Origin of the sequence: Rhodococcus sp. NPDC006774, assembly GCF_040636045.1 — a bacterium.
GTDB lineage: Bacteria > Actinomycetota > Actinomycetes > Mycobacteriales > Mycobacteriaceae > Rhodococcoides.
The window spans coordinates 193,521-207,595 of record NZ_JBEYIW010000009.1 but is presented as its reverse complement, the minus strand read 5'-3'; the positions used below and the strand labels follow the sequence as shown (position 1 = coordinate 207,595).

The following is a 14,075-nucleotide window of genomic DNA, read 5'->3' as shown; positions in this document are numbered from 1 at the left end:
GTGTCCCCCTGACGCGCCGCAGTTCGGTAGCGTCATCTCTCGTGGCGAAACCGAAGAAGCTGGCATCTGCTCTCTCCAAGCGCGGCCCGCACAAGGTGCTCCGAGGCGACCTGGCCCTCGCCGGGCAACCCGGTGTCGTCTACACCCCCGCCGAGGGCTTCGGCCTGCCCGGCGTGGCCTTCGCACACGGCTGGATGCTGCGTCCCAGCCATTACACCGACACTCTGAAGCACTTGGCGTCCTGGGGCATCGTGGTTGCGGCACCGGACACCGAACGCGGCCTCGTACCCTCGCACCGCGGACTCGCGACCGACCTGGGCACTGTGCTCGACATCATGACCGGCGTGCGTCTCGGCCCCGGCAACATCAGCGTGCATCCGGACAAACTCGCCACAGCAGGCCACGCGATGGGTGCCGGGACCGCTGTTCTCGCAGCCACTCGGCGAGCGGACATCAAGGCCGTAGCCGCACTGTTCCCGGCACCGACGGCACCGTCGTCCGAGGAGGCAGCCGCCGGGCTTGCCATCCCCGGGCTCGTCGTCGGCGACAACTCGAACGCCGATTCGCTCACCGACAACTCACTCGCTCTCGCCCAGTCCTGGCGTGGACCGTCCGTGCTCCGACGAATCGACGGCTCGACGGCAGACGGATTCGTCGAAGGCAGGCGGATCCTCGGCGCACTGGGCATCAACAAGCCAGACCGCAAGACCCAACAACGCACCCGTGCCGTACTCACCGCGTTTCTGCTGTTCCACCTGACAGGTGACTCCGACTACGAGGAGTTGGCCGGATCGGCAGGTGAGATCGACGGAACCAGAGCGGTCGATCCGCACGCGCCGCTCGACGCGCAGCCCAAGCCCAAGGCGTCCGCGTCGATCAAGGCCCTGCTCGGCCGGGGCTAGTCCCGTTCGTCACCGACCGGTGTCACACCAGCCAGGACCTCGGCCGTTCGTCGGGATCGGTCTCGACGTGCGGTGTGGGTGCTCGCCGGTCCAGGTGAGCCGGTTGCAGCACCGAACCCGACATCGACTCGACGTCGGAGTCCGCTCCGCTCGCCGTCGCTGAAATCCGTCCGCCTCGGTCCACTGCCGGGGCCTGTGCCCGACTCAACGCCTCGGCCGCCCGCGCCATCGCGATCCGGTGCTCATCGCGTATTCGATGCAACTCCCGACGCCACGCACTGTCGGTGCTCACAGCTCCCCTGCTTCACTCAGGCCTGCACCGCTACCCGTGTCGGCGGGTTGCGGATCGGTGACCGGTCGATCCGCAACTACCGGATGCTGCACAGCAGGCTGCTCGGTGTCGGGTGCCTCGGGTGAGCACTGCGCCTGTGCATCCGAAACGGATTCGGACGGCGACACAGGTTCGGTCGCAGGCGCAGGTTCGACCGCAGGAACCGGCCCGGAGGCAGGCTCCGGTTCGGCAGGCGGCACGGGTTCGGTAGGCGGCCCGGGTTCCTCTGCCGCCGCGGATTCGGCCGCGGGCACCGGTTCGGTCGGCAACGGTGCAGCCGAGGCCGGTACGTCCACCGCGTCGGCGATGCCGGGAACTTCGACGATCTCGGGTAGGCCGAACGGTCCGATTCCGAGCTCGAACGAGCGCGTTCCGAGTCCAGGAGTCTCGAGTTCGAGGGACACCGTGCCGTCGTGTTCGAGCGCGATGCGGGCCCGATGCCCGTCGAGCTGGGCCTCGAGATGGCCGCGCTCGTCGGTGGCCGCGGTCCACGACTGCTCGGGCTGCGGCAACGGAGTCGGTTCGGGTCGCTGGTCGCCACTCCCGTCCGGAGAAGCCTCCTCGGGGTTGTCGTCACCTGCCCGACTGTCGACGGCAGTGTCACCGGAGCTTTCGAGATCTCCGCCGTCGATCGTCTCGGTCAACGCGTTGTCGACTCGGTCGATGATCTCGGCGACCACTCGATCCACGAGCCCGTCGAGAGAATCCCCCAGCTCCTCACCCACACCACCGTCGGCGGTGAGAGATCCGGCCGGATCCACGCTGTCTGCTCCGACGAGTGCGTTCTCGCCGGGCAGTGTCGCCACCGGTCCGGTCGCTGCGGGCCCGACAGCCGCCGGTGCGACAGCCGCCAATGCGGCTCCGAAAGCGGAAGGCGTGGAACCGATCACGGCCGGATCCGGGTCTGCGCAAGAGCCGTCGGGCCCCGGCCACATCGCTGCTGCACCGGATTCCGTTGCCCAACCGCGCTCGTCGAGTTCACCGAACGACGGCTCGTGGACACTGCCCAGAACGTCCACCACCAACGCCAGACAGTTTCTGACGGCGATATCCGTAGCGGTGCACGCTGCCAGGACTGCCTCGCACGTACCCTGCACCCGCGGAACGAACTCGGTGTCGATCCAGCGCCTGCAGCGTTCGGTCACCTCGGCGGCGAACTCGTCGGAGACATCGACGCTGCTCGCCCCGTCGTTCAGATCCTCGAACGCAGACGCCAATCGTGGGAACACCGACTCTCGATCCACCGGCAGGCACTCGATTCCCGACGCGAGCAGAATCGCATCGATCCGGTCCATGTCTTTGCCGTCCACCAGATCGATGTCGAGGCCGCCGACGAGCTCTGCCTTGTCGGTCACTGCGTCACGGAGAACGTCGACGGCCGCACACATCGTCTGATGGGAATCTTCGATCGACGCGAGGAACTGGGACGCCTTCTCCTGTTCGGCCGAAAGATAGGTCTGCACTGCCTCCCCTGCGTCACCGTGCCAGCGCAACTGCAGAACTCGGCGAAGTTGAATCTGTTCCTCTAGTTGATCGGCGAGTACTGCGGACACCGCTCCGACGGCGTCGGCATCGTTACCGAGCGCACCCAGGTTCAGTCCGCGCTGCTCGTCGTACCTGGCGCACATGTCCTGATACTGCGGAACTTCGACGCCCGGGACACGGCCGACCAGCGGCAGGAAACGCTCGAAGAACAGCAGTCCTTCTGCGTTCGCATCGAGAATCTCGTCGATCGACGCCCCGTCACCGGACGAGGCCGAAGGAAGTGTCACCGGGGTGTCTCGATCGCGTATGCGGTGGCGTCGTCCTGTTGCTCGTACTCGTTCATCGCGGTGGTGAGGGCACCGGCAATGTCCTCGACCGAAGATCTCCATGCCCTGACTGCACGCCCGAGCCCGAGGTGCGCCTGGGAATAGGCAGCGCCCAGGTCGCCGTAGTTCCGTCCGGCCCCGGCTGCGCCGAAGCCCGCGTCGGCGACCGAATCGGCGGCATCACCGAGCGCCTCCGCCGACGACGCCAACGCATCTGCCACGCCGCGAACTCGGTCCGCGTCCACCCGAACTCCGTCGCTCATACGTTCCCGTTCCCCCCTCGAAGTGCCCCTATCTCACTATGACGTGCGCCGACTCACATCGGTTCCCCAGGGAGCGGTAACGTCCCGATGTGAAATGTCCGTAACAGGTACCTGAAGTGGCTGCACCAGCTGCTCACCGAACGAGGAGTCCCATGCACATCGGAACGATGCTGAATTACAGCGGTGGTTTCAACGAGACCGTTGCCGAGGTCGCCGAGCTCGAGAAGGCAGGTCTCGACATCATTTTCGTGCCCGAGGCCTACTCGTTCGACGCCGTCAGCCAACTCGGATTCCTCGCAGCCAAGACGAGCACGATCAAGATCGCGTCCGGCATCTTCCAGATCTACACCAGGACACCGTCACTGACCGCCATGACCGCGGCCGGTCTCGACTACGTCTCCGAGGGTCGATTCGTACTCGGGCTCGGCGCATCGGGACCGCAGGTCGTCGAAGGTTTCCACGGCGTCAAGTACGACGCACCCATCGCCAGAACCCGCGAGGTCATCGAGATCTGCCGCCAGGTCTGGCGTCGTGAAAAGGTGCAGTATCAGGGCAAGCACTATCAGATCCCGCTGCCGGCCGACCAGGGAACGGGCCTTGGCAAGCCGCTCAAGCTGATCAATCACCCTGTGCGCGATCGCATTCCGGTCGTCATTGCCGCTCTGGGCCCGAAGAACGTAGAGCTGACCGCCGAGATCGCCGAGGGCTGGCAGCCCATCTTCTACTTCCCGGAGAAGGCCGCCGACGTCTGGGGCGACTCTCTCGCGGCAGGCAAGGCCAAGCGTGATCCGTCGCTCGGCGAACTCCAGGTGTTCGCAAGTCCCACGCTGGCGATCGGCGAGGATGCCGAGAAGTACCTCCCCTGGGTCAAGCCGCACCTGGCGCTGTACATCGGCGGCATGGGAGCCAAGGGCAAGAACTTCTACAACTCCCTGGCTCAGCGATACGGGTACGAGGCCGAGGCCGAGAAGATCCAGGACCTGTACCTGGCCGGAAAGAAGGAGGAGGCCGCTGCGGCGGTTCCCGACGAGCTCGCTCGCGCGGTCAACCTCATCGGCCCGGAGAGCTTCGTCAAGGAGCGGGTCGCAGCCTTCGCCGAAGCGGGTGTCACCACTCTCAATGTCGCGCCGCTGGCCGAGAACACCGCAGGCCGCGTCGCGCAGCTGACCGCACTGCGCGAACTGACCGCCTGAGACGTCAGACCGACGCGACCCGGCCCGCCAGCTCTTCGGCGAGTCGGGTCGCGACGTCGAGTTCCGACGCTTCGACCATCACTCGCACCAACTGTTCGGTACCGCTGGGGCGCAACAGAACTCGACCCGATTCCCCGAGTTCCCGCTCGGCCGACGCCACGGCGTCCGATACCGACGGCGCCGACGCCACCGCCGCTTTGTCCGACACGCGGACATTGATCAGCACCTGCGGCAGCGTCCGCATGGCCGACGCCAGATCCGCGAGGGAACGCCCGGTCTGCGCCATCCGCTCCATCAGTCGCAGTGCAGTGGCGATCCCGTCTCCGGTTGTTCCGACTGCGGGCAGCACAACGTGTCCACTCTGTTCACCCCCGAGTGCGAAGCCGCCGCGGCGGAGCTCCTCGAGCACGTAGCGATCTCCGACCGCGGTGGTGCGCAACGTGATTCCGGCCTCGCGCATCGCAATGTGCAGACCGAGGTTGCTCATCACCGTGGCGACCAACGTGTCGTCGGTCAGGTGGCCCGCGTCGTGCATCGCGATGGCCAGCACCGTCATGATCGCGTCGCCGTCCACCACCGAACCCGCCGCGTCGACGGCGAGACATCGGTCGGCGTCTCCGTCGTGCGCGATACCGAGGTCCGCACCGTGCTCCACGACGGCCTTCTGCAACCCCTCCAGGTGCGTCGACCCGCACCCGTCGTTGATGTTGATGCCGTCGGGTTCTGCATTGATCGCCACGACCGTCGCACCGGCACGTCGGTAGATCTCGAGCCCGACGACCGAGGCGGCACCGTGCGAGCAATCCACCACGACGGTCACGCCGTCGAGTCGATGTGACACCGATCCGGCGAGATGCTCGGTGTAGCGGGCTGCCGCGTCCTGTGCGACGTCGATACGGCCGATCGCGGCACCGGTGGCGTCGTAGGGCTGTGCGTCGTTCCGGGAGCGCCCCTCGGGATCGAGGGCAGCTTCTATCCGGTCTTCGACGTCGTCGTCCAGCTTGTGACCGCCTGCGGCGAAGATCTTGATTCCGTTGTCGGGCATCGCATTGTGCGATGCCGAGATCATCACACCGAGCGCCGCGTCGTATTCGGCGGTGAGGAAGGCGACTGCGGGTGTGGGCAGCACGCCGACATCGATCACGTCGACACCCGATGCGGTGAGTCCGGCGGACACGGCTGCGCTGAGCATCGCGCCACTGACACGCGGATCACGACCGACCACTGCCACACGCCTGACGCCGTCGACATTCGGTGCCAACACGGCGGCTGCGGCGCGCGCGATTCTCAACGCCAGCTCAGCGGTCAGAACCCCGCCCGCCAGTCCCCGAACTCCGTCGGTGCCGAACAATCGCGCCATGAACCAAGAACCCCTTCGAGCGGAGAGAATGTGGTGTGAAATGCCTCGAGGGCAGGCGTCCGATACTGCTGGATGCCTGCCCTCGAGGATGAAGCGGGTAAGACGCGTCAGCGCTTGGAGTACTGCGACGCCTTACGGGCCTTCTTCAGGCCGTACTTCTTGCGCTCGACTGCACGCGCGTCACGCGTGAGGTAGCCCGCGGCCTTGAGCGGCGGGCGATCGTCGGGTGCGAGTTCGATCAGCGCACGCGAGATGGCCAGACGCAATGCGCCTGCCTGTCCCGACGGTCCGCCACCGTGCAGCAGCGCGACGATGTCGAAGGACTCCGCGCGGTCGACCAGAACGAGAGGAGCCTTGATCAGCTGCTGGTGCACCTTGTTCGGGAAGTAGTCCTCGAGGGTGCGGCCGTTGAGCTTGAATCCGCCGGTGCCCGAGGACAACCGAACGCGAGCGACGGCTTCCTTACGGCGTCCGACGGTCTGGATCGGGCGATCGAACACGATCGGGGCCGGAGCGGCTGCAGCTTCGATGTCCGAGACGACCTCGGGATCTTCGACTGCCACGAACTCGTCGGCGGCGATCTCTTCGATGTTCTCCTGCGACGTCACGTCATTTCCCTCCGGCGCCGTCACTGGGACACCTGCTTGATCTCGAACGGAACGGGCTGCTGAGCGGCATGCGGGTGATTCGGTCCCGCGTAGACCTTCAGCTTGCTCGCGATGGCACTACCGAGCTTGTTCTTGGGGATCATGCCGACGACGGCCTTCTCCACGAGACGATCGGGGTTGCTCTCGAGGACCTGACGGGTCGAGCGCGACTTCAGACCGCCCGGATGGCCGGAGTGGTGGTGGTGGAACTTGCCGTCGAGCTTGTTGCCGCTGATGGCAACCTTCTCGGCGTTGATGATGACGACGAAGTCGCCGCCATCGACGTTGGGTGCGTAGGTGGGCTTGTGCTTACCGCGGAGCAGAGTCGCGGCCTGGACGGCGAGGCGTCCGAGCACGACGTCCGTGGCGTCGATCACATGCCACGTCCGGGTGGTGTCCCCGGCCTTCGGGGCGTAAGTAGACACAGAAAATTCCTGTCTTCATGATGTCGCTGCTGGCCAAGACGAGTGGATGCCCTCGGCGGCCAGTTGAGACCCGAGGACAAGAGCTCGATACGCACAGGAGTGCGCGGCGAGCCCATACACGCCAACGGGGAACGATACCGGGAGCGGACGCCCAGGTCAAAACGCCTCCGCTCGTCGAGGCCTGAACTCGTCGACGTCGTCAGCGCAGGCGCACACACTGCATGCACCGACGGGCAGCGGGCAGCGCCTCGAGCCTGATCGCCGGGATCTCGCCGCCGCACCGCTCGCAGGTACCGTACGTCCCGGCCGAGAGCCGTGACACCGCCGCGTCGATCTCGCGTATCTCGGATTCGGTGTCGGTGATGAGCGCCGCGATCTTCGCTCGCTCGAATGCGATCGTCGACCCCTCGGGATCGTGCTCGTCGTCGTCGGTCGTGAACCGCGATCCTTCGATCACCGACGCCAGTTCTGCTCGCAGGGACACCAGTCGATGCTCGGCACGAGACCGTTCGGCCCCCAGTACCGCTGCGAAGTCCGTCACCGGACCAGTAGACACCCCGGCCGGCATCGTGAACAGGACGCAGGGCCCCAGACGCAGCGGATGCCCCGACCGATGTCTCGGTCGGGGCATCCGCTTTCGTGACGATGGGTCAGCGAGCCATCCGCGCCTTGTTGGCCATCTCGACGCCGTGCATCGTCTCGCCACCGGTGCGGGCGGCCGCGACGAGGCTCGACAGAATGAGGTTGAGCTCGTCGGATGCGGAGTTCCACTGACGCTGCAGCTCGTAGTAGGACGTCATCGCGTCGCCCTCCCACGACTGGTAGAGCCGCTTCGCGGTGCTGTCCACGTCCCCGAGAAGGTCCTTGGTCACGTTCGCCTGCTTGTTCATCGCCTCGGTCAGCGCCGCGATCTGCGCGAAGTCGTATTTCATGTCGGATCGGTCTCCTTGGTCGAGCATGGTCGTGTGGATGGTCGTGTGGTCACCGGATGCGGCGTCACGTGAACGAGGACAGTCCCGAGTTCAGGGATCCGGCCACCTGGTTCACGGCCGACACGTTGTCGTCGTCGGCGTCCGAGTAACCGTGGCCGTTGGTCTTGATGTCCGCGGAGATCTGCTCGAGCGCACTCCGCATCTTCTGCGCACTGGTGTCCCACTGGGCCATGACGTCCTGAAACGACTTGCCCGCCTTACCGACCCACGCCTCAGCGGTCTGCTCGACGATCGAGCGAACGGCCGAATTGGACGCGTTGATCGACACGCTCAGGCCTTCGATCGTCGCTCCGGCAGCGACGAGCTCCTGCGGTGTGACCGTGACGCCGTTCGACGAACCCGTAGCTTCCGGTCCCCCTGGATATCCCACTTCGACTCCTTGTCTTCGATACTCGATTCACGTGCACCTGCGGCACACGTGCTGCTCGACCGAGAGGCCGCTGTCGGCCCGCTCACTCCCCTACATCTCCTTTGACGCAACGACCCCTCGATTCGGTTCCGGCCGTGCGCGAAAAACTGTGGGCGGCTCTCACGACGCCGGGACGATCTCCAACGTCTGCGTTGCCTGCCCGCATTCGGCGTCGATCACCGACACGTCGCCTCCCTCGAACTGGCAACCGATGCTGACCTGTAGGTCGGACTCGACGAACACACGCCAGAGCACCGTCGAGTCGTCGACCGGCCTCTCGGTGTATGCGATTCCGACGCGGCCGCCGAAATCGCGTGTGGATTCGAGAGATCCGATGGTGGAATCCGGCCCACGAGCATCGATGGCCGACCGCAGCTCGTCGGCGACCTGCTCCTGTGTCGTACCCGGCAACAGCTCTGCCACGGTGACGACGATCCGACGCTCGGGCGGGTTCGGCGGAATCAGCACCATGCGATCCGGGTCGTCCACCTTCGTCCAGGTACCGGGCAACCGCATCGAGACGCGCCCGGACACGAACGTCACCGTCTCGACCGGCGTCGGCGCGTCGGCGATCGTGGTCGGTGGCGGTTCGACGACGGACGACGACGTAGCGTTCGGGGCCGCGACAGGCGAAAAGGGTTGTGCCGCCACGACATCGGATCCGCCCGGAGACTGTCCGGCGAAATACACGGCTGCGCAACCGAATACGACAACCGCTGCCACGACACCCACGGCCGCGAGCATCGGGGGACGCCGCTTCTGCCGGGACCGCGGCGGTGCTGTGACGTCGTCGAGCCATGCCGCCGATCGCGTCGTCGCGGCACGGACCGACGGTGCCGGAACGAGATCCGCCCCGGCTCGCCGGTACAGCGACCTGGCGATGTCGAGGCCGGTCAACCACTGTGTGGGGTGATCGACGACGGGATCCGCCCCGGCGCTGGTCGCCGCCACCACGTACACCTCGTCGGGGCAGCGCGTGACCGACGGTCGAACGTAGTCGCCGACCGCTCGTCGCCACGCGTCGTCGTCACCCGTACCGAACGGAAGTATCGCGCCTGTGTCTCCGCCGTGCGCCCCCGACTCGTCGAGGACGACGACGGTCGTGTCGAGAGCTCCGACTTCGACGACCACCGCGGCGGACGGCGCTCGTTCACCCGACCACGACAGGGCGGCCTCGGCCGTCTCCACGAGCACCACCTCGTTCGCCGAGGTCGCAAACAGTTCCCGAAAGATGCCCGAGCGTTGCTCGCCCCAGGTAGACGGATACGCGATCTCGAGCACGTCGAGTCGGTCGTGCACTCCGGCGCTCTGAAGGGCCGACCACACGATTCCGTGGAGTACCGCCTCCCGGTTCCACACCGTGGCCCCCACCGGGATCGACGCATCGTCGATGCAGAGCAGGGGCGGAATCTCGTCTTCGGCCGGGCCCCGGCCGAACACCAGACGGCCACCCTCCACCGTGGCGAACGCCGATCCGACGCTCTCTCTCGGGCCCTCGAACACTCCGCCCGTGGCAACGACGGAAATCTCCGTGTAGCCCAGATGCACTGCGGCATAACGCCACGAGGTGCCCGTCAACTCGAATGTCCGAGCTGAACGAGTGACTGGCCGGAGCGGTCGACGAACACTCCACGTCCGGGCGGCATGGCACTCGGACGTACCGTCCCGAGCAGGTTCCCCTCGTCGCGGCTTCCGCTCATGACCAGTCCCGGCGTCACCAGATCACGCAACCGCCCGATCACCGGGTCGAACAGCGCCCGACCTGCCCCGCCCGAACGACGCGCCACGATGACGTGCAGCCCGATGTCTCGGGCATGGGGAAGGTGTTCCACCAATGGGGCCAACGGATTTCCTGACGACGTGGCGACCAGGTCGTAATCGTCGACGACGACGAACACCTCGGGGCCGTTCCACCACGACCGCTCGCGAAGCTGCTGCTGGGTCACGTCTGCACCCGGCATGCGATCGGCCATCCGGCCGGCGAGGTCGACGAGCATGGCCGTCAGCGTCGCCTGCGAAGCCGCATACCCGGCCAGATGCTCGGAATCGACTGCACCCAGGAGAGTTCGGCGGTAGTCCGCGACGATGAGTTTGACGCTGTCGGACGAATTCGCCTCGACGAGCGATCGACAGATTCCGCGCAACAGAGAAGTCTTGCCGCACTCGCTGTCGCCGAACACGACGAAGTGTGGATTCTCCGCGAAGTCGACCACCACGGGCGCCAACTCGGCCTCGTCGATGCCGATGGGAACTCCGAGCTCGGGGATATCGCCACGGGTTCGTGGCCACGCATCACCGAGCTGATCGAGTACCGCGGATCTCTCGAGCAGCTCCGGCAGCATCCGCACCGGCGGCGCTTGGGTTCCCGCAGATGCCGCCGCGATCGCGGCGACCGACCGACCGACTGCGCGAGACAGATCGTCGACGGAGCAGACGTCGTCCACCCGTGGAAGTGCGATCAACAGATGCAGACCGTCCCTGGTCATGCCCCGGCCCGGCCTGCCCTCGGGAACGCTCGCCGCCTTGGCGCGCCCCATGTCCGAATCCGACGGGTCGCCGAGCCGCAGTTCCAATCGGGTACCGATCAGGTCCTTGGTCGCAGGCCGAACTTCCGCCCACCGCGACGCGGTGAGGATCAGATGCAGACCGAAAGCGAGGCCCTGAGTCGTCAAGGTGGCGATCTGCTGTTCGAGACTCTCGAAATCGGACCTGATGGACGGCCAACCGTCGATGACGAGAAAGACGTCGCCGAACCGATCCTCGGGGTCGACGGGTTGCGTTGCACGTCGCCGTCGGAACTCGGCCATCGAGTCGATCCCGCGATCACGGAATGTCCTCTCTCGCTGCCGAACGACACCGGCGACCTCGGCCACGGTCCGCCGAACCCGATCGACATCGAGGCGGTTGGCCACCGATCCGACATGTGGCAGATCGGCCAGCCCGGCCAACGTTCCGCCGCCGAAGTCCAAGCAGTAGAACTGGATCTGTGCCGGCGAATGCGTCATCGCGAGAGCCAGGATCAACGACCGAAGCGCCGTCGACTTACCCGATTGCGGGGCACCGACGATGGCGACGTGGCCCGCAGCACCGGACAGATCGACGGTCAGCAGATCGCGGCGCTGATCGAAAGGCCGGTCGATGATGCCGATCGGGGCCCGCAGCGTGCTGAGCGGACCGGTGCGCTCGGTCGGAACCGATCCGGGCAGCAACCGATTCAAGGTGGGTGAGGTGTCCAACGGTGGCAGCCACACCTCGTGGGCCGGCATTCCGCGACCCCGAATGCGTCCGACGACCACGTCGAGCACCGTCGCACCGGTGCTGTCGGAGTCGACCGGATCCTGTTCGACCTCCGGCGCAGCGGCAGCCTCGATGCGGCCGAGATCGATGGAGTCGAGCGGTACCGCGTACGCGGTGAAGGGTTTCGGCCTGATGTCGCCCCCGAGCGAGGGCCGAGCGCCGGGACCGGACCGCGGCGGCGAGTACGGACCGGAGACGTATGCCGCAGCGAACCTGACGATCTCGGCCGAATCGCACTTGAGGTAGCCCGCACCCGGCTGCGCGGGAAGGTGATAGGCGTCGGGAACTCCGAGCACCGATCGAGACTCGTTCGCGGAGAACGTCTTCAGGCCTATGCGGTACGACAGGTGACTGTCGAGACCGCGCAATTTTCCTTCTTCGAGGCGCTGGCTGGCGAGCAGCAGGTGCATGTGCAGCGAACGTCCGAGCCTGCCGATCGCGACGAACAGCTCGGCGAATTCCGGTTGCTGGCTGAGCAATTCCGAGAACTCGTCGACCACCACGAACAGCGCGGGCATCGGTGCCAGATCCGCTCCCGCGGCGCGCGCCCTCTCGTAGTCGGAGACGTTCGCGAAGTTGCCGGCCGAGCGCAGCGACTCCTGCCGTCGGTTCATTTCACCGGCCAACGCATCGCGCATTCGATCCACCAAGGCCAAGTCCTCGGACAGGTTGGTGATGACCGCGGCCACGTGCGGTGCCGATTCCAGGCCCGCGAACGTCGCGCCGCCCTTGAAGTCGACGAGCACCAGGTTCAGCTGTTCCGGCGAGTGAGTCGACACCAAGCCGAGCACGAGTGTGCGGAGGAACTCCGATTTTCCGGAACCTGTTGCTCCGATACACAATCCGTGAGGTCCCATGCCGTTCTCGGCGGATTCCTTCAGGTCGATCTCGACGGCGCTGCCGTCGGGGGCGACACCGATCGGTACCCGCAGCCTCTCGCGTCCGCGCCGCATCGTCCACGCTCGATCCGTGTCGAGTGCGCCGACATCGGCGATACCGACCAGGCTGTTCCATCCCGAGATCCGGACTCCGTCGTCGTCGACCACATCGACGACCGACGAGGACGACGGCACACGATACGGCGACAGGCGTCGAGCGACGGCGTGCGCTTGGGTGGTGCTCATCGAATCCGCGACGGCGAACACCTCGACCGTGGTTCCGCTGACCGCGCCTATCGACCCGTTCTCGGCGAACAATCGGAGTCCACGCGACGCGGCGAGTCCTGGGCAGATGCCGGACAGATCGACGATCGTGACGGAATCGAGGCCCGTGTCGGTGAGGTCGGTCGATCGGTTGTCGAGAAGCCCGCCGTCCACCACGATCACCAACTGCACGACGCCTGCAACCGGCACAGCTCCGCGCGCGAAGCGATTTCGCATCGACAGCACGTCGCCCAGCGCGCTTTCGAGTTCGAGAAAGCTGCCGAAGATCATCCGAGCGGACCCGGCCCCGTCGCGCAGAGCGTCGTGCTGAGTGTGCGGCAGCCACTTGGCCCACTCCCACTGCTGCACGGTGTCCGGACCGCAGACGATCGCGACAGCGACGTGATCGGGTCCGTGAAAGCTGCACAACGAGGCCAACATCGCGCGCACCATCGCGCGGGCTCCGTCGCGGTCGCCCGCTACGGACAACGCCGCAAATCCCCTCAGCGACACCGCAGTCGGCAGCGCGGCCACCACCGAATGCGCCCGCACGAATCGACGTAGAGACACGGCCGAGACGGGTTCGAGTTCTTCCACCGGCCCCGTTTCCGGCGGAACCAGTCGAGTGGCAAGCCGCTGATCCCCACGGCCGACTCGTACGTGTGCGAAATCCGGATCCGACAGTCGCCGTTCCCACATGCGCTCGGTTCCGGCGATCGACCACAACGTGTCGGGGGCCGGGTGACTCCATTCGAGGGCTCGGCGTTGCGCTCGCTCGGTCTCGGCGACGTCGCGGCGGAGCTGATCCAGATAGCGGAGGTAATCCTTGCGGTCCTCGTTCGCCTCGGCCGTGCGCGCTCCGCCGGACTTCCCGCCGCCGGCCAACATCCCCACCATGGACATCAACATCATGGCCGGGAACATCAGCATCATCGGGTTCGCAGCTGCCCCGGAGGTGAACATCAGCGCGACCATCCCGACCATCGCGGCGACCATCACCAGCGGCATCAGCTTCATCAGTAGATTGCCCGGCACCGCGCGCGGAATTTCGGGCGGCGGCTGCAGCGTGACTTCACCGCCCGGAGATCGAGGTACTTCGCGTCGGGCACCGCGAACGAAGCGCACGGTACTCATCGATCCGCCCCCACGGCAACGCCCCCAGAACTGCATCGCGGCAGCCTCCCCCCGAGGCCGCAGGTCGACAGGCTAACGCATCGAAGACCGGGCGGTCCACAGCTGCCGTCTCGTAGGACGGACCCACGGGACCACCGGTCCGTCCGACGAGAAATAGAACGCTGCCCGA

General features: G+C 66.3%; 13 protein-coding genes. 2 read left to right on the top strand and 11 right to left on the bottom strand.

Annotation, left to right across the window (positions count from 1 at the left end):
* Positions 1–41 precede the first annotated feature (41 nt).
* Entirely contained in the window at positions 42–902 is an 861-nt protein-coding gene (locus ABZ677_RS16055) for a hypothetical protein (protein WP_358370903.1), read from the top strand.
* A gap of 22 nt (positions 903–924) precedes the next feature.
* On the opposite strand, the gene ABZ677_RS16050 is transcribed toward ABZ677_RS16055, so the two are convergent.
* Genes ABZ677_RS16050 through ABZ677_RS16040 form a run of 3 tightly spaced genes read right to left on the bottom strand, consistent with a single transcriptional unit; the run spans position 925 to position 3,307 of the window.
* Positions 925–1,194: a hypothetical protein gene (locus ABZ677_RS16050; protein WP_317784046.1), complete on the bottom strand. Its 270-nt coding sequence runs from the start codon at positions 1,192–1,194 to the stop codon at positions 925–927.
* On the bottom strand, positions 1,191–3,005 hold the full coding sequence (locus ABZ677_RS16045; RefSeq protein ID WP_358370900.1) for a hypothetical protein: 1,815 nt from the start codon (positions 3,003–3,005) through the stop codon (positions 1,191–1,193). Before ABZ677_RS16045 ends, ABZ677_RS16050 begins: the two co-directional genes overlap by 4 nt.
* The gene (locus tag ABZ677_RS16040) at positions 3,002–3,307 is read right to left on the bottom strand and encodes a type VII secretion target (RefSeq protein ID WP_358370897.1); all 306 of its coding nucleotides are present in this window, start codon (positions 3,305–3,307) and stop codon (positions 3,002–3,004) included. The genes ABZ677_RS16045 and ABZ677_RS16040 overlap by 4 nt, the downstream gene beginning before the upstream one ends.
* 152 nt (positions 3,308–3,459) lie before the next feature.
* Here ABZ677_RS16040 and ABZ677_RS16035 point away from each other — a divergent pair, with 152 nt between their 5' ends.
* Positions 3,460–4,500 carry an LLM class F420-dependent oxidoreductase gene (locus ABZ677_RS16035; RefSeq protein WP_037188278.1) on the top strand — a complete coding sequence of 347 codons (1,041 nt, stop codon included), beginning with the start codon at positions 3,460–3,462 and terminating at the stop codon, positions 4,498–4,500.
* Positions 4,501–4,504: 4 nt separating this feature from the next.
* On the opposite strand, the gene glmM is transcribed toward ABZ677_RS16035, so the two are convergent.
* From glmM to eccCa, 8 genes are all read right to left on the bottom strand, one after another.
* Complete coding sequence (gene glmM / locus ABZ677_RS16030) at positions 4,505–5,860, bottom strand: phosphoglucosamine mutase (protein WP_358370893.1); 1,356 nt, start codon at positions 5,858–5,860, stop codon at positions 4,505–4,507.
* Between the two features lie 107 nt (positions 5,861–5,967).
* Positions 5,968–6,492, bottom strand: coding sequence for a 30S ribosomal protein S9 (gene rpsI / locus ABZ677_RS16025; protein ID WP_032397516.1), 525 nt, complete (start codon positions 6,490–6,492; stop codon positions 5,968–5,970).
* Positions 6,489–6,932: a 50S ribosomal protein L13 gene (gene rplM, locus ABZ677_RS16020; RefSeq protein ID WP_037188282.1), complete on the bottom strand. Its 444-nt coding sequence runs from the start codon at positions 6,930–6,932 to the stop codon at positions 6,489–6,491. The genes rpsI and rplM overlap by 4 nt, the downstream gene beginning before the upstream one ends.
* Before the next feature lie 199 nt (positions 6,933–7,131).
* Entirely contained in the window at positions 7,132–7,500 is a 369-nt protein-coding gene (locus ABZ677_RS16015) for a TraR/DksA C4-type zinc finger protein (RefSeq protein ID WP_052047436.1), read from the bottom strand.
* An 82-nt stretch (positions 7,501–7,582) separates the two neighbouring features.
* Complete coding sequence (locus ABZ677_RS16010; RefSeq protein WP_068051312.1) at positions 7,583–7,864, bottom strand: WXG100 family type VII secretion target; 282 nt, start codon at positions 7,862–7,864, stop codon at positions 7,583–7,585.
* 64 nt (positions 7,865–7,928) lie between these two features.
* Positions 7,929–8,294, bottom strand: coding sequence for a WXG100 family type VII secretion target (locus ABZ677_RS16005; protein ID WP_037188286.1), 366 nt, complete (start codon positions 8,292–8,294; stop codon positions 7,929–7,931).
* 159 nt (positions 8,295–8,453) lie between these two features.
* Entirely contained in the window at positions 8,454–9,911 is a 1,458-nt protein-coding gene (locus ABZ677_RS16000) for a type VII secretion-associated protein (protein WP_358370888.1), read from the bottom strand.
* Positions 9,908–13,906: a type VII secretion protein EccCa gene (eccCa, locus tag ABZ677_RS15995; protein WP_358370885.1), complete on the bottom strand. Its 3,999-nt coding sequence runs from the start codon at positions 13,904–13,906 to the stop codon at positions 9,908–9,910. Before eccCa ends, ABZ677_RS16000 begins: the two co-directional genes overlap by 4 nt.
* Between the last annotated feature and the right edge of the window lie 169 nt (positions 13,907–14,075).

Coding starts and splice junctions, on each gene's coding strand:
- ABZ677_RS16040 (WP_358370897.1), bottom strand. CDS start 3,307: ATGAGCGACGGAGTTCGGGTGGACGCGGACCGAGTTCGCGGCGTGGCA.
- ABZ677_RS16035 (WP_037188278.1), top strand. CDS start 3,460: ATGCACATCGGAACGATGCTGAATTACAGCGGTGGTTTCAACGAGACC.
- glmM (WP_358370893.1), bottom strand. CDS start 5,860: ATGGCGCGATTGTTCGGCACCGACGGAGTTCGGGGACTGGCGGGCGGG.
- ABZ677_RS16015 (WP_052047436.1), bottom strand. CDS start 7,500: ATGCCGGCCGGGGTGTCTACTGGTCCGGTGACGGACTTCGCAGCGGTA.
- ABZ677_RS16010 (WP_068051312.1), bottom strand. CDS start 7,864: ATGAAATACGACTTCGCGCAGATCGCGGCGCTGACCGAGGCGATGAAC.
- eccCa (WP_358370885.1), bottom strand. CDS start 13,906: ATGAGTACCGTGCGCTTCGTTCGCGGTGCCCGACGCGAAGTACCTCGA.